The sequence below is a fragment of the Vibrio sp. S9_S30 genome (assembly GCF_014694455.1).
GTDB lineage: Bacteria > Pseudomonadota > Gammaproteobacteria > Enterobacterales > Vibrionaceae > Vibrio.
Genome location: NZ_JAAUWT010000003.1, coordinates 49,431 through 73,194, shown reverse-complemented (window position 1 = coordinate 73,194; position 23,764 = coordinate 49,431). Strand labels below are relative to the sequence as shown.

The following is a 23,764-nucleotide window of genomic DNA, read 5'->3' as shown; positions in this document are numbered from 1 at the left end:
ACAAGATAATGATCGCAGATGCTATTGATAATTATTACTAATTGCAATATGATTTTCGAAATTATTAACAATTACTATTTAAATATAAAAGTGAGTGGATATGAATTACATTTTGGAAAAGGTATTAGTGGGATTTCGTTGCAAAAAAGGGGCGACGGCTATTGAGTATGGAATTCTAGCTGCGGGTTTAGCGGCAGGAATATTGGCTATTTTCGGGTCGGATGGCGTATTTATTACAGCCCTACAAGAAAAATTCATGGCCATCATTGACGGCTTAAATATGGGTGGAGAGTAATACATCAGGAAGGCATAGGCTGAGTGAGTTGTACACTGTTCGAGCTATACGCTGATTAAGCCGTGAACTGATTAAGCTATGAACTGAGTGAACTATGAACTGATTGAACTATGAACTGATTGAACTATGAACTGATTGTTATTTTATCTGAGTGTTATTGTAACTTAGCAAATGATGCGCAATTAGATTCATTAAAATAGAATACGAATCTCTTATAATTGGAACATTATTTCATAAAAAATATTCATTTCTAATTTAATCATATTAAACAAAGTGAAATAACCTATTTTAAATCATTTCATTATTTCCAATTTTGTTTCATTTCGGAGAGAAAATGAGAAGGACCATTTTGGTCGGCATTTCATTCTTAGTAATGTTGTTGCTGCTTACCTTAATTTGGATGTCGCAGAAACCCAAAGCGGTTGTCGTAAATGAAGACCCCACTGAATCACAACCCGTCGCAATGGCGTTAGTTGTCGTTCGAGATTCTAATCAAGGTGCGATTTTAGAAGATCGTAATCTTCGATGGAAAGCGTTAGATGAAAGCACCGATATTGAAATCGGTGACTTGTTTTTAAAAGGGTTGTTCGAAAAGAAAGAACTGGTTGGCGCGCTTCTTACGCGCCCGCTTCTCCGTGGTGAGCCGATCACTTGGGATAGCATATTAATGCCTCAAGACAGCCACTATATCAGTGCCTTGTTGTCACCGGGTGCACGAGCATTGACTCTTAAATTACCCGTAAGTGAGGTAGGCAGCGGGCTGATTCGTCCAGGTAACCGTGTGGATATTGCCCTGACGAGCTCGACGTCAAACCTTGGTTTAGACGAGCAATCCAATGACGATCCCAACAATGACGACCCGATCAATCTTGGTGAAGCGAGCAATGTCGCCACCGAAATTATTTTGCAAAATATTCGTCTGCTCGCCATTAACGACCAGAAGTTTAGCGATGTGGGGAGTAAAGAGTCTGAAGAAGCGCTGTACGACTTAACCTACAACTCGGATGAATATGTGTTAACGACATTCGAACTGAGCTTGGAACAAGCATCGAAGCTAACGCTTGCAAAGCAACTTGGAAAGATCAGCCTCATTCTTCGAAGCAGCCAAGTACTCGGCGAGGAGCATTCAGACACCACATGGGCTCATGAAGTGTCAACGAATCACAATGCATCATCAAAACCATTTCAAGCAGTGAAAATTTACAATGACTAATTTCTCAAGGTTATACAGTGTCACTTTTATGTCGATATTGGGCTTAGTGCTTTCTTTGAGTTCTGCCCATGCAAAGACTCAGCGCATTGAAGTGACAGAAAGTGAATCTGAACTTATTCAGCTTGATACAAGCTTCAGTGAAATCTACGTGTCAGACAAAAGTGTTTTGTCTGTGCGGGCACCATCCAATACTTCTGTTTTGGTGACGGCGAAAACATTTGGGCGTTCAGATGTTGTATTGACGAATTCGCAGGGCAAATCTGTTGCCCATTTTTCTGTCAACGTTAAACCGAATTTATCCATTCTTGAGCGTTCTATTTCGGTGCAACACCCAGATGCGAAAGTTCGCCTTCGTGCGTTAGATGAGGTCATCATTGTAGAAGGGGAAGCACAAAGCCCAATTCAAGCGCATGAAATACTGAACATTGTTCAAGGTTTTGCTCGCTCATTGGCGGATACAGACCGCGGCAATAATGAGGGGGGAGAACAAACCAAAGCGGTGGAAGGAACCGCGATTGGTGGTGGTGGGGCCGGATACTACGAAAACGTGGTGAATAAGCTAAAAGTAGCGGGTTCTGACCAAATCAATATCTCTGTGCGCATTGTCGAAATGGAACGTTCCACCAGTGAGCAATTAGGCCTACGCTGGAATGCCATCGGGGAATACCTCTCGTTAGGGGTTTCGCCGGGTAACAAATTCAACACCCCGACCGTCCTCGGTAACAACCAAGATACCAGCATCAATGGCATTATTGATGCCTTGGTTGAAAACAGTTTGGTGAGCGTATTAGCCGAACCGAATTTGACCGCAAAATCGGGGGAAGCCGCTACATTCATGTCTGGTGGAGAATACCCTGTTCCTGTCGACAACAGCGACGAAGGCGTATCGATTGAATTTAAGCGTTTTGGTATTTCGTTAGAGCTGACCCCAACACTACTCGATGGGAATCGAATCAGCCTGACCGTCTCACCAGAAATTTCCAACATCAGCCGTGAAAACAGCGTCACGCTGAATGGCGTAGAGGTGCCGGGGATCGATACTCGCAAGACCACCACCACCGTTGAACTGGCTGACGGGCAAAGTTTTGCATTGGCGGGGCTGATTAGAACGTATCGTGACCAACGTATTGAAGCCTTACCCATTTTAGGTGAACTGCCCATTATTGCGCCGTTTTTTAGCACCAACAGCTATGTCGAATCGGAAAGTGAGCTCGTGATTATCGCCACCGCTCGTTTAGTCGAACCGACGTCCGATCCTTTAGCGCTTTCGACGCCATTAGATCAATTCAAGCCGCCATCACGATTTGAGCGTTTATGGTTTGGTGAGTTTGAAAAGCAAGAAAGCACACAGCTATTCGGAGAGTACGGTTTTGATTACTAAAAAGAACACACAAACAGCGGTAATTGGCTTGGGGTTAGTGATGCTCCTTCAAGGCTGTGCGTCAAGCAGCCTTGAAGATCCAGTGATCACGCAAGAGCACCGTTATCAAGTCAATGTCAATGAGTTTGAACAATCGCTAAAGCAAGTCCTTAAGCCGTTTTATTACGACCGTGTGGAAACAGGCAAAATTGACGTGTTTGTTTCGAATTCACGCAAGCATTTTCCTCACTGGCCTGCCATCCAAAGCCACTTAGAAAACCATCTGAATATGGCGGTGGATCTCCATTTTGGTCGCGCATCATCGAACCCAATGAATGTGAATCTAGAGGTGACGCTGGTACCGGGGAGTTGCAAATACAAGAAGGACGGACACGCCTTAAATCTCGCTGAGTGCAACATGCTGAGAAATCAATATATTTTGGCTTCAAATAAAGCGTTTTGGTTTGAGGGCAGTGAATACAAAGACACCAGTTCTGCGCTTAAAACTGGCGCAGTACAAAGGTTGATGAAAGGTGCGATCAAAGTTGCTGAAAAACAGACAGTAACGGGAGAATAACGTGAGCAATTTGAATCAAACCATTCAAGCGTTCGTATTGGATAAAGAAACGCGTTTAGGTCTTGAAAACATCGCCTCTCAACTTGAAGCGGAAATGACGGTTCAGGCAGGAGGCATTGAAGATTCGGCCAACTGGATAGCTCTGCATGAGGCGCCCGACATTTTGATCGTGGATAGCGGTGAAGGGCTGAATTTAGAAGATTCACTTCGCAATTTAGCGCAGCACTGCCCACCACAAATAAAAGTGATCGTATTAGGCAAAAAAGCCGATCTGGCGTTGTACCGCAGTTTACTGTTTGCTGGCATCAGTGATTACCATACCAAACCGCTGGATCCGGATGGGTTACGAGCAAGCTTACTGAAGTTTCTAGGGCAAGAGAAAGAAACCGTATTACTGCAAGGCAGAAAAGTGTGCGTGGTGGGTACAGGAGGCGGCCAAGGAACGAGTACGCTTGCTTCCAATGTCAGTTGGCAGATGGCCGATGCGTTTAAACAACGTGTGGCTTTGGTCGATTTGGATACGTATCAGAGCCAGCATCCGATTTTGCTGGGTAAAGATTACGAACCTTCATTGGCTCAGTTAATGGCCAACGTTGACAAAATTGATGACACCTTGCTGGCGCACACCGCACACCAAGTCCATAAGAACCTGCATTTGTTCTATGCCGAAAAGATGAATGACAGTGACATCGATGCGCAAAAAGCCAAGCAGTGCGTGCAAGCCTTATCCCATCATTACGGGATGGTCGTCGTCGATATTCCGGATCTTCGTAGCCAAGCCGCGAGAGACTTAGTCGCCAGTGCCGATGTGGTGGTTTGGGTATCCGACTACAACTTAAATAGCAGCCGATTCTTATCGAAGGCGGTGCCACAAAAACGCAACCCTAATCAGCGTCAGATAGTCATAGGGAATCAGTCTCGCAGTGGCAAAAAACGCATACCTAAACGGCTGTTTGAGCAGTCACTCGATCTCAACGTCGCGATGGAATTGCCCTACGACGACAAACCTTTCCTAGCAGCAGAACGCGACGGCGTCCCCTTAGTCACGTTAAAAGGGAAGCTAACGCGCCAAATTAAGTCGCTTTCTTCCTTGATCTGCTTCGGTCATGGAGGCTAATCATGTTCGGCTCTCTTACTGAAAAAGTCAGCAGACGCAATGAGTTGTTTGATGTTTCCGAACAAGCTCGGGAAGCCTTCTACGAACTGATGGATCCCTCCGTCGCGGCCAATTTGTCGCGGGAGGAATTGTTACCCCGAGTGAGCAACGCGCTCAATGACATTGCTGGGCGAAAAATGCTGCCATACAACAGCACTGAAATTGCCCAGTTATGCCAGCAACTCGTTGACGAAATGATTGGTGTAGGGCCGATACAGATCCTCGTTGAAGATCCCTCGGTTTCCGACATTTTGGTGAACGGCCCGCATTCGGTGTTTGTAGAACGCTTTGGCAAGCTTGAAAAAACCGAGATTCGGTTCCGTGATGACCAGCACGTATTAAATGTTGCTCAACGCATCGTGAATGCCATCGGTCGTCGAATTGATGAAGCCAACCCAATGGTGGACGCCCGTTTAGCCGACGGAAGCCGTGTGAACGTCATTATTCCCCCATTGGCGCTGCATGGTACGTGCATTTCCATTCGTAAATTCCCTGCCAGTAAATTGATGCTCAACCACCTAGCAGAAAAGGGCAGCATGACCGATAACATGGTTGAATTTCTCAGCATTGCTGCGGAATGCCGTTTCAACGTTTTGGTCTCTGGTGGTACGGGATCGGGTAAAACGACATTGTTGAATGCATTAAGTCGGCACATTCGTAACGATGAACGCATTGTCACCATTGAAGATGCGGCGGAGTTATCGCTGGAACAGCCCCATTGGGTGCCGTTAGAAACCAGAAATGAGAGCAGTGAAGGCAAAGGTGAAGTCACCGTTCGTGCGTTAGTCAAGAATGCCCTGCGTATGCGCCCAGACAGAATTATTTTGGGTGAGGTTCGTGGATCTGAGGCATTTGATATGCTGCAAGCCATGAACACTGGCCACGATGGTTCATTGTGTACGCTCCACGCCAATTCTCCAGAGGATGCTCTGCTGCGACTAACCAACATGCTTCAAATGGGGTCGGAGAAGCTGTCGGAAAACATCATTCGTAACCAAATAGTCAGTGCCATTGATATTGTGGTTCAGCTTGAGCGAATGAGAGACGGAAAGCGGCGAGTGACGGCAATCAGTGAAATTGTTGGGATCGAGAATGACAATATTGTGGTTTCACCCATTTTTAAGTTTGAGTTTTCTGGCTCCACCAAAGGGGAGATCTCTGGCGTTCATAAACCCTATTCTGTCTCGGCCGAGTTGCTGGAAAAAGCCGCGCACTTTGGCCTAGAAGACGAACTCGCAGGTACATGCCAATGATGTACGTGGCGGTGGTTCTTATATGGTTCGGTTTGATGTCCCTATTTCTAAAGTCGCAAAAAGCGGAAGAAAATTGGAGCAAACAGCTTGAACGTTATGGCAAGGGAGAGAACGCAAACCTCAATAAGCCCACTCCTTCTTTTCTTGAAAAGTACGAATGGTACAAGCAGTGTGAAACGCTCATTGAGCCAGACACATTAAAGAAATGGAAGCGGGTTACCGCCGCTACGATGGTTGCGTTGCCTATTGTTCTTTTTTCCAATGGCATGCCCCTATGGTTCTCGCTGCTGCTTTCGGTGGCTGTGATCGTGAGTGGGTTATGGTTTGGCTACTATCAAGCCCAACAAAAAGCCATTGAAGCTTTTAGGTTGGAACTGCCCGATGTGATCGACGGGTTACTCAGGGCGATAAGAGTCGGTGCGCCGCTCGCGGACACCTTCTTAGTGATTTCTCAGCAACACTCAGGTGTGATCGCTCGTCTCTTTTTCCAAATCCACGCCGAACTGGGTGTTGGTCAAACCATGCAAGAAACCATGGCCAATGCCGCGAAGCGTATGCCGATACCTGAATTTCGTTTTTTAACCATAGTGATGAGCTTGCAGCAAGAAACGGGCGGGCGGTTGTCGGATGTGCTTTCACGTTTGCGAGACACGTTACGATCAAGGCGGGAGCTGTCTGCCAGCATCAAATCGATTACTTCGGAATCTCGCAATTCCGCAAAAGTATTGGCGGCACTGCCATGTATTGTTGCACTCGTTTTGTTTACGACGGGCAGGGAGCATTTCAATTTTCTGATGACGACCCATACCGGTCAGATGGTGGTTGCTTACGTGATCGCCAGTGTGCTGGTGGGGCTTTACCTAATCAGGCGTCTTACTCAGCTCAAAGGCTAAAAAAGCTCAAAGGTTAAAAAAGCTCAAAGGTTAAAAAATGGAATCAATTCAACTACCCGCCACCGAATTTTTGGTTGCGCTTCTGGTTTTATGGCTGATGGTGAGCGCCGTTCTCATTTGGTTTGACGGGTCTAAAGACACGCATTGGCAACGTCAATTGGAGAGATACAGCGAAAAGCCCAAGCATAAGAAAACGCAAGTCGCATCGGAATATCAGGGGTGGGCGCGTATTGGGTATCTGTACCCAGTTTCTGAAAAAGAATCCTCTCGACTTCAGCAATTGCTTGAGCGTGCTGGTTACTTTGAACTCAATGCCGTGAATAAAGTGAAAGCCGCCAAGTTCATGCTTGGTGTGGGCGTGGCATTAGGCGTGCTGCTTTGGCAACTGCAAAAGCCAGAGCCTGTCTCCATGTTCACCGTGATGTTTGTTTTGGTGAGTTATGTGATCGGCTCAAACATTCCCGAGTACTGGCTAAAGCGTTGTGCCGGCATAGCAAAAGCTCGCCAGCAAGAAGTGCTTCCCGATGCCATTGATTTGTTGGTGATCAGCGTTGAGGCTGGGCTGTCTTTAGAGCGCTCGCTCGGAAAAGTAGGGCACTACTTAGTGAATGTCGAGCCTGGGCTTTCCTCTCAGTTTTTACGAACACAAGCGGAAATGAAAGTCATTGGTGATCAATCGGAGTGCATGAAGAAGCTGGCTTGGCGAAGTGGATTAGAAGAGTTATCTCGGCTCGCGAATACGTTAGCAATGGCTCAGAAATACGGGTCGCCATTAGCCGATACGATGAGAACCATCAGTGAAGATGCGCGCCAAATGAGAAAAATGGATCTGGAAGAAAAAGCAGGCAGCTTACCGGGGAAAATCACCCTCATTCAAATGGCGTTGATCATGTTGCCACTGCTTGTCCTTATTGTCGCCCCCACACTCAACCTGCTTTTGGAAAGCTTACGTTAAGGAACATCTATGCGTTTACTGTTAGGAATAATGGTGGTGCTTCTTACTGCATGTACAAGTACTCGCGATCATGCCGAAGAGAAGAAAAGTCATAATTACCAAGCCATGGCGGAAGCCGCGTTTAACTACTCGCAGTACGACCGAGCCGAGCATTTTTACGTATTGCTTACGGAAGAACAGCCCGACGATGCGCATTATCAGGTGATGTTAGCAAGATCTCTGTACTTGCAGGACAAAAAGCAGGCTGCCATTGCGCGCCTTCAGAAAATGGCTTATGAACGCGCTTCTTCAGAGGCCGCACTCTACCTTGGGAAATACCATTTGAAGGGGGGGGATTACGTAGAAGGTGAAAAAGCCTATCGATCTGGCTTGTCCAATTTAGGTGAGCAATCAAAACCTTCTATTGAGGGCGCTTTACACAACGGTTTAGGGGCGGCATTGGTCAGCCAGCGGCAGTTTAAAGAGGGCGTGGGGCATTTTGAAAAAGCGACACAGATCGAGCCAGACAATGCAACGTATCGTTCTAATCTTTCACTGGCTTGGTTAACCAATGGAGAGACAGAAAAAGCACGTGAAGTTTTCACGCCATTACTGAGTTACAAGAACCTAAGCCCCAGAGTTGAAATGAACTTTGCCCTCATTTTGCTTGCCGAGAATCGAGAAGAAGAAGCTCGTAACATTCTTGCGAGACACATGACCAAGAATCAAGTCGATAAGGATATCGCCAAGTTAAAAAGGCGATCCATTCCATGAGCCTGAACTGGGCAAAGGAGCGTCGGCAAAAAGGCATTGCAAGCCTCGAATTTGTCGTGTTATTCCCATTATTTTTAACGCTTATTCTCATCTTCTTTGATATTGCCAAAATGCATTGGCAGTACTCCATGCTGGATTCGGCGATGAGGGGAACACTGCGAGCGCTCATTACGGAAAACTGGTTGGATCGCAACCTCACCTTGGGGGTTGTGACCCGAGAAATAAAAGAGAGAAGTGAAGGGCTTATCGAACTGTCAGAGGTGAGTTCACGCCGTTTCGATTCCTTACAAGATATGCTGAATGCCGAGACAGTGGAAGACGAAATAGAGGAAGAGTTTAGACGCCCAACGGCACCGGTATTTCGTATAGAAGCCACGATCAACGTGCGCTTCACCTTGTCGCCTTTAGCGTGGTTCATCGATGAAGAGTTTACTTACAGCAGTATTTTGATACTCAATCCGGAGTTGATACTAAATTGAGTGCGTATTTTAAAAAAAGTAAAGGGGTGCATAAAGGCAGTGTCAGTATTGAGTTTTTATGTATTTTACCGGCTTTACTGATCCTTATACTATCGACCGCCGATTTACTGAGAATCCTCCGTTTAGAGCAGAAAATAACGGACTTGAACTACAACATTTTACAGATGGTGAGCAGCAGTAAAACGTTGGATTCTCAGGCAGAGATTGAACAATTTCATCTCTACCAAAGGTTTGTCGATAACGAACTGGGCAAACGGGTTGCTGGAGAAGCCAGCGTCCAAATTGAAACGTTTGACCGAGCGAACAACAAAAGGGAAACGTTGTTCGGAACTGGGGTGTGCCGTGCTACGGCGAATTGGCCCAATTTAGCAACGGGCACACTGATCCGAGTGACACTTTGTTATGAAGTCCGCGACACCAACACGAACCTCATTTGGCGACTTTGGCCAGAGGAACGGTTTCAATCCCATTTTGTTCAGGAGGTGAGATAGTGGCTCAACAACAAAAGCAGCTTGGCGCCTTTTCCCCTCTGTTCGCATTAGTGCTTGTGGGGATGCTGACGTTTCTTGCGGTGGTGGTGGAAACCATACGTCTAAATACGGCATCCAGCCGGCTCTCTGCCATTGCCGATGCTGCCATACTTTCCGCCGCCGACTCCAGTACCCCTCAGGGTGACACCCAAGAGATCATGCGAGGAAACTTGGGAGACGATGATCGCAATGGCATTACGCAAGAGTCGTTTGGTTGGCTGCGTACCCAAAGCGTTAGTGCAATAAAAATAGAAGCGTCTCTGGACAATGCGATGCCTCTATTAGGATTTGACGAAGTATTACCCGAGCTATCGGTATCGACGGACGCAGAAGCTAGCACGAATGATCACTCTGTTGAAGTGGCCATTATGGTGGATGTGTCGGCTTCTATGGCTGGGCAAGCGATGGCCCAAACCAAAAAGGGTCTCTACGCATTCGCGAAGATTTTCTATTCAAGAGAGCGGAGAAATAACAACCGGATCGTCAGCGTTGTTCCGGCGACAGGGTTCGTTAACATTGGCCCTTATCCCGAATTTTTCCATTATTCAACAACCCGAATTCCGCGCTCGATGGTTAAGATTGCACGTGAACAAGGGTGGCGAGATTTACTAGAAGAAGCGCTGCCGGGTAGAAACCGAGATGCGTTTTGCGCACAACTTCCAGAACATGTCGACGGGATCAATGCGCCTTCAGATGTGTCGGGGCATTGGGTACGTTCATTGGAGCGCCCGCCAACGAGATTGAGTGATCAATTGAACCTGTATACCTCTCATTCTGAGCCTCTGGTTGATCAGTATTCCGATGGTACGCCCCTGACGAAATTTTATCCTCTTGGGAACCGAAACCCTTATCTTGATAAAGTACGCACCAACCTTGGCATTTTTGATGATGCAGATTGCGGTATGTCTCAATTGCACCCACTCATGAGAACATACAAAGAGTTCATTCAATCGGTGGATAATCTGCAATGGGAAATGAGCACCAATAATGCAGAGGGAATGCTTTGGGCGTGGCGGGTATTGTCGCCAAGGTGGCAAGGCTTATGGAACGATCGATTGCCGCGCATTCCTCGTGAATACAATGATGCAAGCAATAGAAAAGTGGTCGTCCTCTTTTCAGACGGTAACCATTTTATCGACCCAATGATTCGGGATAGAAAGCAAGTACTCATCTGCCGAGAGCTGAAGCGCAGGGGGGTAGAGATTTATTCCATTGACTTCGAAAACACCTCCGCTGCCGTTAAGGCATGCGCGACCCCTGGGAATTATTACAAAGCAAGCGCGAGAAGCATCGCCACGGTTCTACGGAAGATTGCCAATAATATCAATACGGTGACGCTCACCAAATAACGACACTCCCTCTTATTATTGTTGTATAACAAGAGGGAGTATTGGGTATAACAAGAGGGAGTATCGGGTATAGCAAGAAGGAAGTGTTGCCTTGATATATCAAGTGGTTAAGTACTTTTCCATTTCATCGCGTGGCACCATGCTTCCACCCGTCGCCCACACAAGGTGAGTGGCGTTGTCCAATTTGGCGTTATCGATACCAGACTTTTCTAAATAGTGAGGGTTTGTGCAAACATGAAATGGACCGACCATGCCCGCTAACGCCGAGGGTTCAAGCTGAATATCCTCGGCTAAAGAAAGCTCTCGAAGCAAGCGGTACATGTGTTCATCCGATAGCGTGTAATACCCATCGATCAAGCGTTCCATCGCTTTGCCAACAAAGCCAGAAGCTCTGCCTACCGCCAAACCATCGGCGGCGGTTATGTTGTCTATCCCCAAATCTTGTACGCATATGTGATCATGCAAGCCTGTGTGAACACCCAACATCATGCACGGTGAATGGGTTGGCTCTGCGAATAGGCAGTGCACGTGGTCGCCAAACGCCATTTTTAAACCAAATGCGACGCCTCCCGGTCCACCACCCACTCCACACGGTAAATACACAAATAACGGATGATCTTCATCGACGGTGATGTTGTGTTGTTCGAACTGCCGTTTTAACCTTTCCCCTGCGACGGCATAGCCTAAGAAAAGCGTTTGTGAATTTTCATCGTCGATAAAAAAGCACTGAGGATCTTTTTCCGCTTCCTTACGCCCTTGCTCGACAGCCACTCCGTAATCTTGTTGGTATTCCACAACGTTGACACCATGGCTTCGAAGCGTGTCTTTTTTCCACTGGCGCGCATCGGCTGACATATGCACCGACACGGAAAATCCAAGTTTGGCGCTCATGATGCCAATGGATAAGCCAAGGTTTCCTGTCGAGCCCACCGCGATTTTGTGCTGGCCGAAAAACGCCCTGAATGCGTCGGAGTTCAGTATTCGGTAATCGTCTGTTTCTAAAAGCATGCCCGCTTCTCTCGCTAACTTTTCAGCATGAGTGAGTACTTCATAGATACCACCACGCGCTTTGATGGAACCTGAAATGGGCAAGTGGCTGTCTTTTTTCAGCATCAATCGCCCCGCCATGGTTGTGTCGTATAGCTGCTCTATTTTTTTGTGCATGTTTGGAATGCCGACCAGCTCAGATTCAATGATGCCTTGGGTGATTGTCGTTTCAGGGAACACCTCGCTAATGTAAGGGGCAAACCTGTTTAATCGGCTGCTTGCTTGCTGAATATCGCTTAAGCCCAAGCCGACATAGGGTAAGCCCTCTTCTAGGCTGGTGACGTTAGGGTTGAACCAACACACTTCGTCAAGTGAGATGAGTTTTTTAAGCAAAGGGAACTGCTGAATGAGATCTGAGTGGTTAGGGAGGGTCATTCCGTTGATACTCCATACGTAGTGAACGAGACTGTCAGATGGATACTTTGTTGACTGCCCATTCTCTGTAACGAAAGTGCTGAGCAAAGTGCCTTAAGACCATTTGGGTATCAGGTTATTAAATCTTTATTTTGTATAAATAACAAATGATGAATAATCACGTATGTGTGAATGTTGTTCAAAACACGTTAGAACGTAATGCATTCGCATTGAGTATATTTACCTTCACAGTTCAAACTTTTACTGAGGACGACGAAATGAAAGATGCCAAAGGGTTTTGGGACAAGAGTGCGCCCAAATACGCCAAAAGACCAGTAAGAGACGAAGCGGTTTACCAGAAGAAGCTGGAGGTGACACAAGGCTATTTTGCACAAGATTGGAACATTCTTGAGTTTGGTTGCGGCACGGGCACAACGGCAATCAGACACTCCCCTTATGTCAATAGCATTATCGCCATCGATATTTCCTCGAACATGTTAGAGATTGCACAATCCAAAGCGGAACAAGAAGGGGTCAGCAATATAGAATTCAAAGAGGGGACGTTTGACCAACTTAACTTGGCTGAGCAAAGCTTCGATGCGGTGCTCGGATTGAATGTACTCCACTTAATGGATGACATCGATTCCGTGCTTTCTCAAGTCTTCGAACTGTTGAAACCCAATGGTATTTTTGTGCAAAGCACCGCGCTTATCGGGCAACTGAATATTGCATGGCGCTTGCTTATTCGTTTAATGCAAACACTCAATCTCGCCCCTTATGTGAACCAGCTGACGAAAGACAGCTTAACCGAAAAACTGCTTGAAGCGGGTTTTCAAATTGAATACGAATGGCAACCCGAAGGCGATTCAATGTTTATGATTGCTCGAAAGCCGGCAGGGGAAGATGCCGCCAATATTGCAGCGCAACCTTATACCGAAAAATTGGCAAAGGGTTTGTCAGGCGATGAGTGAGCTTTAATTCAAACACCATTTACACTCAGTCCAGTGGCACTTGCGACCGTTCTTCCATCCCGTAATCCCTGACCACGTGTGCCACTCTCAGGCGGTATTGAGCAAATAGTTCCGTTCTGCCTTTATCCTGCGCGACGCGATGCGTTGCCAGTGTGCGCCAACGTTTTACGGCGGCTTCATCCTGCCAAAACGAAAGCGACAAAAATTTATTGGGTGTCACTAGGCTTTGAAACCGCTCAACAGAAATAAACCCTTCTATCTGGTTCAGATCTTCTTTCAATTGCCCTGCGATATTGAAATACGCTTCCTTGCCCGACGCTTTGGGTTCTACTTCAAATATCACGGCAATCATACAAAGCGCTCCAAAGAGCGAGGGGCTTGTTTGTAGGTGGACGACACAACTTTAAGGAACGTTCTTTTTTCCTCAATAATAAAGCGTTGGTCTTTAGCAAAGGCGAAATTAGATTGCCCCGATTCCGACTCTTTTAACCTTTTTCTGTACACCTTATACTCGGTTAAAGAAGGGAAACTAATGAGCCCGTAGGCACAATAATTGGTGCCCTCATGTGGCACAAAATACCCCAATAAGTCTCCGCCACATTCTGGAATAATCTTGCTCCAATTTTCAGCATACTGTTCAAACAGGCCCACTTTGAATGGGTCGATTCGGTATTCAATAAAACAAGTGATGGTCATGGTTGTTGTCTCCTTACGAGTTTTGCTACAGTCTAAGAGACCACGAAAACGCATGCTTCGATGAGCATCGAACTAAAGGACTCATTTCATGGAACCGGACATTGCCCATGTGGCGGGACTAATCGCAGACCAAACTCGATCAAGAATGCTCATGGCATTAATGGGTGGAAAAGCCCTAACTGCAACCGAGCTTGCAATGGAAGCCGGCATCACCGCGCAAACGGCGAGCAGCCATTTACAGAAACTGGTGGAAGGCGACATGCTGATGGTTCGAAAGCAAGGGCGTCATAAATATTTTCAGCTTAAAAATCAAAATATTGCAGAGCTTTTAGAAAGCTTACTTAATATTACCGTTTCACTGTCTTCAAACAGCGTTAAAATGGGGCCTGAAAACGAAAGGCTCCGGAGATCGCGGGTGTGTTACGACCACCTAGCGGGAGAGTTAGGGGTTGAACTGTTTGATCATTTGGTGGCACAGGGTTGGGTTTGTGGCGATGTGGACGAAGCAACGCTTACCGACAAAGGCGCGGACTACTTCCAAACCATCGGATTTGATGTATCTGAACAAAAGAAAAGTAAACGCCCTCTGTGCAAAGCCTGTCTAGATTGGAGCGAAAGACGCAGCCACCTTGCAGGGCGGTTAGGGCAATGGATATTGGAAGATGCATTGTCAAAGCAATGGGCACTGCGCGATATGGATTCAAGAGCGATTGAATTTACCCAGCGAGGCTTGCGTCATTTTCATCAAAAATATCGAATTCAGCCAAAATGATCCTCACTAAACGTTCGGGATTTTACACTGTAAATCCTTCTATCCCTTTGTTTTAAGGCTTTTTCTTATATGCAATGTACACGTCCCATCGCGCTAATTCGTCATGGTGAAACAGAATGGAATCGATCGGGCATTTTGCAAGGGTGGCGCGACAGTCGCTTGACCCCAAAAGGCATTCAGCAAATTCGTCACTCAGCACGAAAAATCGTTAAATATCAGTCTAATAACCCTTTTCCTATCTACACCAGCGATTTAGGTCGTTCTCTATCATCCGCCAGAATACTAGCCAATGAATTGGGTGGATACCTTGTGGTGGACAAACGATTGCGAGAAAGGGAGTTTGGAGAATTAGAAGGCAAACCATTAGGGGCTGATTTCGTTCGGAAAAACAAAAAAATGCCAGAAACCATTGAGCGTTACCACTCAAGAATTCAAGCGTTTATCACCACTGTGACTCGACAACAATCCGATCAACCAGTGATTGTGGTTGGGCATGGAGAGTGGATCCGTACATGGCAACAAATGTATAACGGCGGTGCAGAGGTTCCGCTACCCAAAAATGGCGACATTATTGTCGGAAAGTTGGAATCAGGGAAAAAGGCTTCTTAATGGATTGGTGGCTAAACAGCGTATTTATGTCGGCTATAGCTGTATGTGGTGCACTGGTGTTGGATGCTTTGTTCGGAGAGCCAAAAAAATGGCATCCCTTAGTCGGTTTTGGCAACGTCGTTTATTGGCTTGAAGAAAAGATAAATACTCCAGCCTCAAGAGATACTTTAAAAAGCAAAATCAAAGGATTAGTGGCTTGGTTGTTGGCTGTCTTCCCCTTTGTCGGCGTTGTTTTTTGGATTGTTTCTTGGGTGAGTGGATCTTCTTCGTTATGGGGATTTTTCTTTCAGGTGGCGATTCTCTACCTTTGTATCGGCCAGAAGAGTTTGCTTGATCATGCAAGTTGGATTCATCAGCCTTTGAATGCGGGGGATCTTGCCGAAGCAAGAGAGAAAGTTGGTTGGATAGTCAGCCGAGAGACCAAGCAGATGTCCGAGTATCAAATCACATCCGCAGCCATAGAATCGGTACTAGAAAATGGCAACGATGCCGTTTTTGGTACGCTTTTCTGGTTTGTATTGCTTGGCGCACCAGGCGCCGTTTTATTTAGGTTAACCAATACTTTGGACGCAATGTGGGGTTATAGAAACCCCCGTTTTAACAGCTTTGGGTTCATTGCCGCCAAAGCGGACGACGTTATGGGGTATCTACCTGCAAAAGCTACCGCTGTCAGTTATGCGATCCTTGGTAACACTAAGCAGGCTATGGAATGTTGGAAGGCACAAGCTCCCGCTTGTTCTAGCCCTAATGGCGGTCCAGTCATGACGTCGGGTGCGGGTTCACTTAACATCAGAATCGGTGGTCCTGCGATGTATCATGGAAAAATGCATAATAAAATTCACATGGGATCCGGTGAGCTCGCAAAGCCAGAAGACATCCCAAGAGCTTGTCGACTGGTCGTACGAACCAGCTTATTGTGGTGTGGCGTGCTCATACTGCTCGGTCTTGTAATGCTGGATTGGAACACGCTGCTTTCAGGAGCCAACGTATGATTCATCATGGCGGCAAACTATTGGAATTTTCTGCTCGTTTTGGTATTCCTGTCGAAGATTGGCTGGACCTGTCCACTGGCGTGAGCCCATACACTTACCCAGTCAGCGATATACCAACAAACGTGTGGAATCGCCTACCAGAGGACGAAGATGGGTTGATCGAAGCCGCGCAGCAGTACTACCAATCACCTCACCTTTTACCGATTGCGGGCAGCCAAGCGGGGATTCAGTTATTACCCTCTCTGCTATGCGAGCACCGTGTGTTGACCGAAGTTCCAATTTTGCCGACGTTCAGCACTAAACCGCTTCGAGTCTTACTGCCCGCAGTGGGTTACAAGGAGCACCAGCACGCGTGGCAACAATGTGCGGCTAAAGGGTTGGCGGAATTGCATTTTTACGATGGCAAGCCAGACGAGCAATCCATTGCCAATTGTGATGTGTTACTGGTGATCAACCCAAACAATCCTCAAGGGGGGAAGATGGCACCAGACGTGATTCAATCGTGGCTGTCCATTCTGCCAGCGCACGGCGTTTTAGTGGTCGATGAAGCGTTTATGGATATGACGCCTAATGAGTCTGTTTTGCCACTCTACCCACAAGGTGTTCCAAGTAACCTTTTTGTTTTTCGCTCCGTTGGCAAGTTTTTTGGGTTGGCGGGAATACGGCTGGGCTTTTTGTTCGCGTCCACGAGTTGGCTAAAAAGGGTTCAGGTTCGATTAGGGCCATGGACGGTGTCTGGCCCCGCACGCTACGTCGCGAAGCAAGCCTTATCGGATCACCAATGGCAACAGCAGAACCGTGAAAAGTTGCTGAAAGACGGTGAAAAAATGCGAACGTTACTCCGCGCATTTTTCTGTGAGGTCGAAGGGCAAACCCTGTTCCACACTGTGGCATGCGAAGAGGCAGAAAAGCGGCATACACAGCTTGCCCAAAGAGGGATTTTAGTCAGATTGTGCGATGAAGGTGATGCCTTGCGGATTGGATTGCCTTATGGCGAAGCACAATGGTGCAGATTGGAAGAGGCGCTCAGAGCGATACTGAAGTAAACCAAGATGGACGATAACCCCTCGCTGGAGGAGGGGTTAGCTTTGTACAGCAAGGGATCCGGTGGTTCGTTAGCGCGGTGCTAGGAGTTCCACAGGTTGGCGTGTGATGCCAGAAACCTTATCCGCAATGAAATGGTTGTATGTGCCATTCATGTACTCCAAGCCTTGAATTCTTCCTTCTAAGCCGTAGTTGGTTTTATGGTCTACATCCGCCGCAATCACACGATAGTTGTACAGGTAAGAAGGCTTGTCAAAAACGGTGTGCCCGATAATGACCTCTTGTGCCCCAAATTCGGCAAGCCCCTGTTCTAGCTGAATTTGAGATAACGTTTCGCGTGGGACGGAGCGATCCCAGTAAAGCCGTGAAGGCAAGTAATACGCGTCTTTTATCAGTTTACCTTGATCGTCGTATCGGATGTAACCGGCCTCCATGTGTTCACGACCATAGTCATTGATGTCGCTCAGCAGTAAGGTTTTGTCTTTCAGTGCCGCCGTGAGATCGTTGTTAAACCCAGCATGCACAAACAGCGTGTCACCCGCCCTTTCCATGATGTTTTTCGAACGCAGCCATTGCCCGAGCACGGTGTTTTTAGCGTGAAGTTCTAGAAAGGTTTTGCCCATTAAACTGGCGTTTTCAAAATAACGTGGGTGTACGTAGCGGAAATCGCCATAAAAGTTCATTAAGTCGTGATTGCCTAAAATGAAATGCACATTGCCACCAGCACGTTGCGCTTGGTTTTCTAGGTGATAGAAAAGCCACAAGCTTTCCGTCACATACGCTCCTCGGTCGAACAGATCCCCTAAGTGGTACAAGTGACCAGAGCCATAGGTCCAGTTGTACTCCTTGTCCATGATGCCTGCCTGAACGAGCATGTAGACCAGTGCCTCGATATTGCCTTCGACATCGGAGGTCACAAAAAACGGATCGGGCTTAGCGTATTGATAGGGCGATGGTGTCTTGTTTTCTTTAAGTTGGACGTTAAAGCTGCCTAATTCACCAGGTAGATTGACGGTAATCCCTTCATCCGGCGCTTGGTTATAGGTGCGTTTCGTGACTCCCGATGCATTGACTGCTTCAACGCGAATGGATCCATTTGGAAGCTGAGTAACGTAAGGACCGTCTGGTTCGCCTTGGTAGTTCAGTTCTTTATTTAACGACGCATTGAATTGGACATCGTTCGTTGAATGGTTGACCTGATTGTAAACCGCGACAGCGATGACGTTCTCGCCTTTCAAGAAAGCGCTGGCTGGCAAAACAAAGGTGTTTTCTGCTTCTTCGGCGTATTTTGAGTAATTCATCGGAGACGTGGTATTGGTGAGCGCTTGATCGCGTTTCAAAAGGGGCGAGCGTGCTATTTCAATACCGTTCACCCAAACAACGGCGGCATCATCGACCCGCATTTTTAGGTACACATCTTTTAGGATAAGAAGGTTGTTTACGTTGATGGATTTCCGAAAGTAATAAGCGCTTGGCGTCGCCTCTGGGAAGCTCATGGTTTTGTAGTCTGTGAGGGCGGTATTGCCTTCCACTGGGTGCTCGTAGCCGTACGAAAATATGCCTTTGCCCTGTTTCCAATCGGCGTCGTCATAGCTTGGTTGGTTCCACTCTAATGAGGGTTCATACCCGCTATCCAAGTAGCGCCATTCTGAACCATAGTCGAAGAACATGTCTTCATTGTCTTTACACGCTGTCAAGGCAAGCACTGCGACAAGCATGAGCCAATATTTGATAGGCATCGTTTTGTTTCCTCTAGTAAAATTGTGTGCGTAGGGATGTGTGGGCACAGCATAGTGGTGAGTTACTGCACTGGTGTTAAGAACATATGAAAGCAAAGTGACAGAAGAACAAGACAACAATGAGGCTTTTGAGAATATGCACTCAGTTTTTTATGTATAATTCTTTGCAGTAACGAGCGAATTGGTAGCTTTATCTCGGAATTGATAGCTTTATCTCGGAATGGGCTGCGTTATCATTGGAATGGGTCGCGTTATCTCGGAACGAGAAGTTGCCTGATATCAAGATAAAAAAGAGGGGACTGAAGGTTCAGTCCCCTTTTAAAACACCTAATAGGGGGGTGGGTGTAAAAAGAAATGGCGCTGACTTGCTTTGATAGCGTGTTTTTTTAGATTTTTCCTTCGCTGCCGCACATGCGAATTTTATCGATGACGACTTGCTTCATTGCTGCTTTGCCCGGTGTAATGTATTTGCGAGGGTCATTTGCATTCGGGTTGTCGGCAAAATGTTGCTTAACCGCATCAGAGAAGGCGATCTTCAATTCGGTCGCCACGTTCACTTTGCATATACCCAAATCAATACAGCGCTTAACGACGTCATCTGGTATGCCGGAAGCACCATGAAGCACCAAGGGGATATCGACTTCCGCGCGAATTTTCTCTAGCCGGTCAAAGTCGAGTTTCGGTTCGGCTTTGTATAATCCATGAGCCGTACCAATGGCAACCGCCAGTGAATCAATCCCCGTTCTGTGAACAAATTCTGCCGCGAAAGCTGGATCGGTCATGAGGGCATCCGCACTGTCTACGATCAAGTCGTCTTCCTGACCACCAAGTCGCCCGAGTTCCGCTTCGACACTGGCATCATAGCGATTACATAGCTGCACGATAGACTGCACGATATCGATATTCTGTTCAAATGCGAAGTGAGAGCCGTCAATCATGACCGAACGAATGCCTTGCTCCACTTTATGGCGGATATCTTGTTGATCTTCGTGGTGATCTAAGTGCATGACTAACGGCATGGAGTGCTTGTGCGCGGCCTCTTTACAAATGCTAACAAGGTAATCGGTGCCTGCGTATTCGTAGGTGCCTGGAGTGCCGGCCAAAATAACGGGGGAGCCCATTTCAGAAGCGGTTTCCACAATCACTTGTACCGTTTCAAGATTATGAATATTGAATGCAGGTACCGCGTAGCCACCATGTTGCGCGCGTTTCAGCATTTCACGAGAAGAAATTAGATACATAAAGCCTCCTAATTGGGCGTCGAAACCGAATTGAATACGAGACGCCCGTTAACCCAAGTGTGAGTAATGGAACAATCTGAATTTAGAGCCACCATGGAAGCGCGTTTGCCGACGTCCAAAGTGCCGAGTTGATCTTGAATGCCAAGTGATTTGGCGGGAGTAAGTGATGCCATTAGCCACGCTTTTTCGAGCGGAAGTTTGAGCCACTGTTGAATGTTGTACACTGCCTTATTCAGGGTGAGAGTGCTGCCTGCCAAGCCGCCAGAGTCGGTTTTAACTACGCCGTCTTTCATTGTTACGGTGTATTCACCCAATGTGTACTCGCCGTCTGGCATGCCAGATGCGCACATGGCATCGGTGATCAAGGTTAAGCGAGACGAACAGCAACGGTGGGCGACATCGATAGCAGCAGGGTGAACATGATGGCCATCAGCGATCATTTCGACGTAGCAATCAGGATGGATAAGGCCCGCCCCAACAACGCCCGGATCGCGATGATGCAGCCCTCGCATGCCGTTATAGCAATGGACAATCCCGTTCGCCCCTGCATTAAGCGCGTGTTGCACTTGGTCAAAACTGGCATCAGTATGACCAAGCATGACCTTTATCCCTTGCGAACGCAGATACTGGATCGCTTCGATTGCCCCTTTCTTTTCTGGCGCTAACGCGAAGCTGATGAGTTGGTTATCGCTGTAAGAAATCCAATCGTCGATCTCCTCGTTGGAGAGCTCTCTAAACCATTGGGTTGGGTGCGCCCCTTTATGCTTCGAAGTGAAGTAAGGCCCTTCAAGATAAGCACCGAGGATTTCTGCGCCGTCTACCCCTTGTTTTTTACTTTGTGCGACTTGCGCTAATGCCGCCCGAATTTTAGCAACCGGTGCGGTTACCGTTGTTGCGACAAACGCGGTTACGCCTTGAGTGGCAAAGAACTCAGACATGGTATTGAGGCTGTTGTGGTTGGCATCCATCACGTCACACCCCTTCGCACCATGGACATGCGTATCAATCAGCCCCGGCAACAGGTTAACCTGACCAAGATCGACCACCGACGTGTGGCAGGAAGCGTCGAACGGCTCAATGGCACGGATTTCCCCATGCTCGTCTACGCTGATAATGGCGTCATCGAGCCACCGATGACCGTGTAAGATCCGTTTGGCACGATAGATGTTTTGAACATGACACGATGTTGAAGACGGATTCGTTGAATGCTGGCTCTTGGTATGCCGATTAGATCCCATCTTCGTCTACCGCTGTTGTTTGGTTGGCTTTTTGCGCCATTTCTGCGGCGAGGGACGTGATACCACGGTGAGCGCATTTCAATGCTTGGTCTCGAAATTCGGTGAGGTTTAGCTCGTCTCGTTCGAGCAGCATTTCAGCCACCATCTGCAAATTTGTGCCAGTCACCACTTCGATGTCACCGCGTTCTTGGCTAATCAGGGAAGCCGTGCGAAATGGGGTACCGCCAAGGAGGTCGGTAAGGAAAACGATGCCGTCACCCGAGTCAATATCGTCAATGGCTTTGCGCATCGCCTCTTCTAGCTGAGGTGTGGTGGCTTCTTCTGGAAAATCGATAGATTTAAATTGTGGTTGGTCACCAATAATTTGATGAATTGCTTGAGTAATACCGGAAGCGAACCCTCCGTGACCAGACAAAATGACAGCAATCATATGTTATTCCTTTTTTGGGGCTGACCATTCAGCCCCTCTTTTATTTCATGAAAAGCAGTGCTTCGTGAAAAACAATGTTCATTGAAAAAGCAGTGTTTCGTGAAAAACAGTGCTTCGTGAAAAACAGTGCTTCGTGAAAAATAATGTTCAGTGAAAAAGCGGTGCTTACAAGAAGCCCATAAAGCGACCCGTCACACCAAGCGTTACGGTGATGCCAATCAGTTTTAGAGGGCTCCAGCCTCGTTTTACCAAGGCATACATTGCTAATGTGTACAGCAGTGGCAAAAAGGCGGGCATGAGTTTGTCGATAACATCCGCTTGCAGTTTGACCACGGCATCACCCGCCGTAATTTCAGCTGTCGTCGATAAGCGAACGTATGTTGCGACCAATGCGCCGATAACGGTCATCCCAACCATGGAGGCGGCGTGCCCAACTTTTTTGGTGTTGGATTTAATGATAGGGATGGCAGCCACCCCCATGCGATACGCGTAGTGCGCTAGCCCAAATCGCAAGCCAAAGTGCACAACGTTGAACAAAACCATAAAGAACACGGCACCCATAATGGAGCCTTGCAGTGCCAAATCAGCACCGATGCCCCCACAAATGGGCAGCAATGTGAGCCAGAACATGGCATCACCAATCCCCCCCATCGGTGCACCAACGGCGATCTTGGTACTTTGGATACTGTTGATGTTCTGTTTAGAACGTTCCATAGCCAGCACAATGCCCATAACAAACGTTACTAAGAATGGGTGGGTGTTGAAAAAGCCCATGTGCCCTTGCATGGCTTTTGAAAGATCCGCTTTGTTGGTGTGAATCTTTTTCAGTGCTGGGATCAAGCCGTATAACCAACCCGATGCTTGCATACGTTCAAAGTTGAACGACGCTTGTAGCAGAAGGGAACGCCATGCCATTTTGTTGATGTCTGCTTTCGTCAGCTCAGCACCGATCTTTTTGTCTTCGTATTCGTCCTGTGCCACGCCTGATGCGGGTTGCACAGCGGTGTTTTGCGTGCGGAGGTCAAGTTCTTTGTTCACATTAGATTCCATCTTCAAGGTCCTCAGTGGGGGCAGTAACAGGGGTGGGTTCTGATTTGCGCATAAAGTCGATAATCGCCATCGCGGTTGCGGCGGCGGCTATTGCGAGGATAGGCAGCTCAAGCCAAGCCGCGGCCACAAAACCGAGAATGAAATACGGGATGTAAACGTTTTTCATCATGATTTTCATTAAGACAGCGAAGCCAATGGCGGGCATGATTCCACCGGCCACCCCAAGCCCATCAATCAGTTCTTTCGGAAGAGTGCTGACGACAGCACCAGCGTGTTCAGCACCCAGGTAAATGGGTAAGAAGGCACAAAGAAAATAGAAAGTTCCAAGTACACCGAGTGCAAAATAGTTCACGTTTTCAATGCCCTTCGTGTCGGCATTGCGGGCAAATCCGTCACACTTAGACATCACCGCAGACATCGCGGAAAAGAGTAAGGTAATCCCCATTTGAACCGCGACAGCAAATGGCACAGCAACCCCAACGGCCACATTGGGCTCAACGCTGGTGGAGATAGCAAAGGCAGTCCCCACGATGGTTCCGATGATGACGTTAGGCGGTTGAGCACCAGCGAGCGGAGCCAAACCCATCCAGATGAGTTCGAGTGTCCCGCCCACCAAAATGCCGGTTTGAACATCGCCAAGAATCAAACCAACGAGCGGACCAAGTACGACAGGCCGGTGAAAGTGAGTGAGACCATTGAACAAATCAAGTCCAGCAAAGAAGGCAAGGATGCCGAGCATCAATGCCTGTATGAGTCCTATTTCCATGA

Annotated in this window: 26 protein-coding genes; 17 read left to right on the top strand and 9 right to left on the bottom strand. The window is 47.4% G+C overall.

Translation table 11 applies throughout. The annotated features are described in order from the left end of the window. Nucleotides 1-100: 100 nt before the first annotated feature. From HC752_RS04430 to HC752_RS04375, 12 genes are all read left to right on the top strand, one after another. The gene (locus HC752_RS04430) at nt 101-295 is read left to right on the top strand and encodes a Flp family type IVb pilin (RefSeq protein WP_190333920.1); all 195 of its coding nucleotides are present in this window, start codon (nt 101-103) and stop codon (nt 293-295) included. A gap of 334 nt (nt 296-629) precedes the next feature. Beyond that, entirely contained in the window at nt 630-1,508 is an 879-nt protein-coding gene (cpaB, locus tag HC752_RS04425; RefSeq protein ID WP_190333919.1) for a Flp pilus assembly protein CpaB, read from the top strand. After that, entirely contained in the window at nt 1,501-2,889 is a 1,389-nt protein-coding gene (locus HC752_RS04420) for a type II and III secretion system protein family protein (protein ID WP_274602106.1), read from the top strand. Before cpaB ends, HC752_RS04420 begins: the two co-directional genes overlap by 8 nt. Further along, nucleotides 2,879-3,445: a hypothetical protein gene (locus tag HC752_RS04415; RefSeq protein WP_190333918.1), complete on the top strand. Its 567-nt coding sequence runs from the start codon at nt 2,879-2,881 to the stop codon at nt 3,443-3,445. Before HC752_RS04420 ends, HC752_RS04415 begins: the two co-directional genes overlap by 11 nt. A 1-nt stretch (nt 3,446) precedes the next feature. Next, a complete protein-coding gene (locus HC752_RS04410) occupies nt 3,447-4,562 on the top strand; it encodes an AAA family ATPase (protein WP_190333917.1) in 1,116 nt (371 codons plus the stop codon). A 2-nt stretch (nt 4,563-4,564) separates the two neighbouring features. Beyond that, a complete protein-coding gene (locus tag HC752_RS04405; RefSeq protein WP_190333916.1) occupies nt 4,565-5,854 on the top strand; it encodes a CpaF family protein in 1,290 nt (429 codons plus the stop codon). After that, nucleotides 5,851-6,747: a type II secretion system F family protein gene (locus HC752_RS04400; protein WP_190333915.1), complete on the top strand. Its 897-nt coding sequence runs from the start codon at nt 5,851-5,853 to the stop codon at nt 6,745-6,747. The genes HC752_RS04405 and HC752_RS04400 overlap by 4 nt, the downstream gene beginning before the upstream one ends. 37 nt (nt 6,748-6,784) lie before the next feature. Further along, nucleotides 6,785-7,702 (top strand): type II secretion system F family protein, encoded by a 918-nt coding sequence (locus tag HC752_RS04395; RefSeq protein WP_274602105.1) that lies wholly within the window; start codon nt 6,785-6,787, stop codon nt 7,700-7,702. 9 nt (nt 7,703-7,711) lie between these two features. After that, nucleotides 7,712-8,455: a tetratricopeptide repeat protein gene (locus HC752_RS04390; protein ID WP_190333914.1), complete on the top strand. Its 744-nt coding sequence runs from the start codon at nt 7,712-7,714 to the stop codon at nt 8,453-8,455. Continuing rightward, nucleotides 8,452-8,934: a TadE/TadG family type IV pilus assembly protein gene (locus tag HC752_RS04385; RefSeq protein WP_190333913.1), complete on the top strand. Its 483-nt coding sequence runs from the start codon at nt 8,452-8,454 to the stop codon at nt 8,932-8,934. The genes HC752_RS04390 and HC752_RS04385 overlap by 4 nt, the downstream gene beginning before the upstream one ends. Then, entirely contained in the window at nt 8,931-9,425 is a 495-nt protein-coding gene (locus tag HC752_RS04380) for a hypothetical protein (RefSeq protein ID WP_190333912.1), read from the top strand. Before HC752_RS04385 ends, HC752_RS04380 begins: the two co-directional genes overlap by 4 nt. After that, nucleotides 9,425-10,813 carry a pilus assembly protein TadG-related protein gene (locus HC752_RS04375; protein WP_190333911.1) on the top strand — a complete coding sequence of 463 codons (1,389 nt, stop codon included), beginning with the start codon at nt 9,425-9,427 and terminating at the stop codon, nt 10,811-10,813. The genes HC752_RS04380 and HC752_RS04375 overlap by 1 nt, the downstream gene beginning before the upstream one ends. A gap of 99 nt (nt 10,814-10,912) precedes the next feature. Here the strand turns inward: HC752_RS04375 and HC752_RS04370 are convergent, their stop codons facing one another. Next, nucleotides 10,913-12,235: a D-serine ammonia-lyase gene (locus tag HC752_RS04370; RefSeq protein ID WP_190333910.1), complete on the bottom strand. Its 1,323-nt coding sequence runs from the start codon at nt 12,233-12,235 to the stop codon at nt 10,913-10,915. A gap of 257 nt (nt 12,236-12,492) precedes the next feature. Between HC752_RS04370 and HC752_RS04365 the strand changes: the two genes are divergently transcribed. Then, complete coding sequence (locus HC752_RS04365) at nt 12,493-13,185, top strand: class I SAM-dependent methyltransferase (protein ID WP_190333909.1); 693 nt, start codon at nt 12,493-12,495, stop codon at nt 13,183-13,185. A gap of 25 nt (nt 13,186-13,210) precedes the next feature. On the opposite strand, the gene HC752_RS04360 is transcribed toward HC752_RS04365, so the two are convergent. Further along, on the bottom strand, nt 13,211-13,537 hold the full coding sequence (locus tag HC752_RS04360) for an antibiotic biosynthesis monooxygenase family protein (protein ID WP_190333908.1): 327 nt from the start codon (nt 13,535-13,537) through the stop codon (nt 13,211-13,213). Next, the gene (locus HC752_RS04355; RefSeq protein ID WP_190333907.1) at nt 13,534-13,881 is read right to left on the bottom strand and encodes an NIPSNAP family protein; all 348 of its coding nucleotides are present in this window, start codon (nt 13,879-13,881) and stop codon (nt 13,534-13,536) included. Before HC752_RS04355 ends, HC752_RS04360 begins: the two co-directional genes overlap by 4 nt. An 88-nt stretch (nt 13,882-13,969) precedes the next feature. On the opposite strand from HC752_RS04355, the gene HC752_RS04350 reads away from it, so the two are divergent. The 4 genes from HC752_RS04350 to cobD all read left to right on the top strand — a co-directional run bounded on the left by HC752_RS04350 (nt 13,970) and on the right by cobD (nt 17,300). Further along, complete coding sequence (locus HC752_RS04350) at nt 13,970-14,653, top strand: ArsR/SmtB family transcription factor (protein WP_190333906.1); 684 nt, start codon at nt 13,970-13,972, stop codon at nt 14,651-14,653. 69 nt (nt 14,654-14,722) lie between these two features. Further along, nucleotides 14,723-15,262, top strand: a complete 540-nt coding sequence (locus HC752_RS04345; protein ID WP_190333905.1) for a histidine phosphatase family protein — start codon at nt 14,723-14,725, stop codon at nt 15,260-15,262. After that, on the top strand, nt 15,262-16,254 hold the full coding sequence (gene cbiB / locus HC752_RS04340; RefSeq protein ID WP_202987881.1) for an adenosylcobinamide-phosphate synthase CbiB: 993 nt from the start codon (nt 15,262-15,264) through the stop codon (nt 16,252-16,254). The genes HC752_RS04345 and cbiB overlap by 1 nt, the downstream gene beginning before the upstream one ends. Next, entirely contained in the window at nt 16,251-17,300 is a 1,050-nt protein-coding gene (gene cobD / locus HC752_RS04335; protein WP_190333904.1) for a threonine-phosphate decarboxylase CobD, read from the top strand. Before cbiB ends, cobD begins: the two co-directional genes overlap by 4 nt. 69 nt (nt 17,301-17,369) lie before the next feature. On the opposite strand, the gene HC752_RS04330 is transcribed toward cobD, so the two are convergent. From HC752_RS04330 to agaW, 6 genes are all read right to left on the bottom strand, one after another. Continuing rightward, a complete protein-coding gene (locus tag HC752_RS04330) occupies nt 17,370-19,037 on the bottom strand; it encodes a metallophosphoesterase (protein WP_190333903.1) in 1,668 nt (555 codons plus the stop codon). Between the two features lie 386 nt (nt 19,038-19,423). Continuing rightward, nucleotides 19,424-20,278 (bottom strand): tagatose bisphosphate family class II aldolase, encoded by an 855-nt coding sequence (locus tag HC752_RS04325; protein ID WP_190333902.1) that lies wholly within the window; start codon nt 20,276-20,278, stop codon nt 19,424-19,426. A gap of 8 nt (nt 20,279-20,286) precedes the next feature. Next, on the bottom strand, nt 20,287-21,516 hold the full coding sequence (gene nagA / locus HC752_RS04320) for an N-acetylglucosamine-6-phosphate deacetylase (protein WP_190333901.1): 1,230 nt from the start codon (nt 21,514-21,516) through the stop codon (nt 20,287-20,289). Continuing rightward, nucleotides 21,506-21,946, bottom strand: a complete 441-nt coding sequence (gene agaF / locus HC752_RS04315; protein ID WP_190333900.1) for a PTS galactosamine/N-acetylgalactosamine transporter subunit IIA — start codon at nt 21,944-21,946, stop codon at nt 21,506-21,508. Before agaF ends, nagA begins: the two co-directional genes overlap by 11 nt. A gap of 165 nt (nt 21,947-22,111) precedes the next feature. After that, nucleotides 22,112-22,996, bottom strand: a complete 885-nt coding sequence (agaE, locus tag HC752_RS04310; RefSeq protein ID WP_190333899.1) for a PTS N-acetylgalactosamine transporter subunit IID — start codon at nt 22,994-22,996, stop codon at nt 22,112-22,114. Next, complete coding sequence (gene agaW / locus HC752_RS04305) at nt 22,986-23,762, bottom strand: PTS N-acetylgalactosamine transporter subunit IIC (protein ID WP_190333898.1); 777 nt, start codon at nt 23,760-23,762, stop codon at nt 22,986-22,988. Before agaW ends, agaE begins: the two co-directional genes overlap by 11 nt. Between the last annotated feature and the right edge of the window lie 2 nt (nt 23,763-23,764).

Bases quoted from the DNA above. Each gene is read 5' to 3' on its own strand.
- HC752_RS04430 (WP_190333920.1), top strand. From the start codon at position 101: ATGAATTACATTTTGGAAAAGGTATTAGTGGGATTTCGTTGCAAAAAA.
- cpaB (WP_190333919.1), top strand. From the start codon at position 630: ATGAGAAGGACCATTTTGGTCGGCATTTCATTCTTAGTAATGTTGTTG.
- HC752_RS04420 (WP_274602106.1), top strand. From the start codon at position 1,501: ATGACTAATTTCTCAAGGTTATACAGTGTCACTTTTATGTCGATATTG.
- HC752_RS04405 (WP_190333916.1), top strand. From the start codon at position 4,565: ATGTTCGGCTCTCTTACTGAAAAAGTCAGCAGACGCAATGAGTTGTTT.
- HC752_RS04400 (WP_190333915.1), top strand. From the start codon at position 5,851: ATGATGTACGTGGCGGTGGTTCTTATATGGTTCGGTTTGATGTCCCTA.
- HC752_RS04395 (WP_274602105.1), top strand. From the start codon at position 6,785: ATGGAATCAATTCAACTACCCGCCACCGAATTTTTGGTTGCGCTTCTG.
- HC752_RS04390 (WP_190333914.1), top strand. From the start codon at position 7,712: ATGCGTTTACTGTTAGGAATAATGGTGGTGCTTCTTACTGCATGTACA.
- HC752_RS04385 (WP_190333913.1), top strand. From the start codon at position 8,452: ATGAGCCTGAACTGGGCAAAGGAGCGTCGGCAAAAAGGCATTGCAAGC.
- HC752_RS04370 (WP_190333910.1), bottom strand. From the start codon at position 12,235: ATGACCCTCCCTAACCACTCAGATCTCATTCAGCAGTTCCCTTTGCTT.
- HC752_RS04365 (WP_190333909.1), top strand. From the start codon at position 12,493: ATGAAAGATGCCAAAGGGTTTTGGGACAAGAGTGCGCCCAAATACGCC.
- HC752_RS04360 (WP_190333908.1), bottom strand. From the start codon at position 13,537: ATGATTGCCGTGATATTTGAAGTAGAACCCAAAGCGTCGGGCAAGGAA.
- HC752_RS04355 (WP_190333907.1), bottom strand. From the start codon at position 13,881: ATGACCATCACTTGTTTTATTGAATACCGAATCGACCCATTCAAAGTG.
- HC752_RS04350 (WP_190333906.1), top strand. From the start codon at position 13,970: ATGGAACCGGACATTGCCCATGTGGCGGGACTAATCGCAGACCAAACT.
- HC752_RS04345 (WP_190333905.1), top strand. From the start codon at position 14,723: ATGCAATGTACACGTCCCATCGCGCTAATTCGTCATGGTGAAACAGAA.
- cbiB (WP_202987881.1), top strand. From the start codon at position 15,262: ATGGATTGGTGGCTAAACAGCGTATTTATGTCGGCTATAGCTGTATGT.
- cobD (WP_190333904.1), top strand. From the start codon at position 16,251: ATGATTCATCATGGCGGCAAACTATTGGAATTTTCTGCTCGTTTTGGT.
- HC752_RS04330 (WP_190333903.1), bottom strand. From the start codon at position 19,037: ATGCCTATCAAATATTGGCTCATGCTTGTCGCAGTGCTTGCCTTGACA.
- HC752_RS04325 (WP_190333902.1), bottom strand. From the start codon at position 20,278: ATGTATCTAATTTCTTCTCGTGAAATGCTGAAACGCGCGCAACATGGT.
- nagA (WP_190333901.1), bottom strand. From the start codon at position 21,516: ATGGGATCTAATCGGCATACCAAGAGCCAGCATTCAACGAATCCGTCT.
- agaF (WP_190333900.1), bottom strand. From the start codon at position 21,946: ATGATTGCTGTCATTTTGTCTGGTCACGGAGGGTTCGCTTCCGGTATT.
- agaE (WP_190333899.1), bottom strand. From the start codon at position 22,996: ATGGAATCTAATGTGAACAAAGAACTTGACCTCCGCACGCAAAACACC.
- agaW (WP_190333898.1), bottom strand. From the start codon at position 23,762: ATGGAAATAGGACTCATACAGGCATTGATGCTCGGCATCCTTGCCTTC.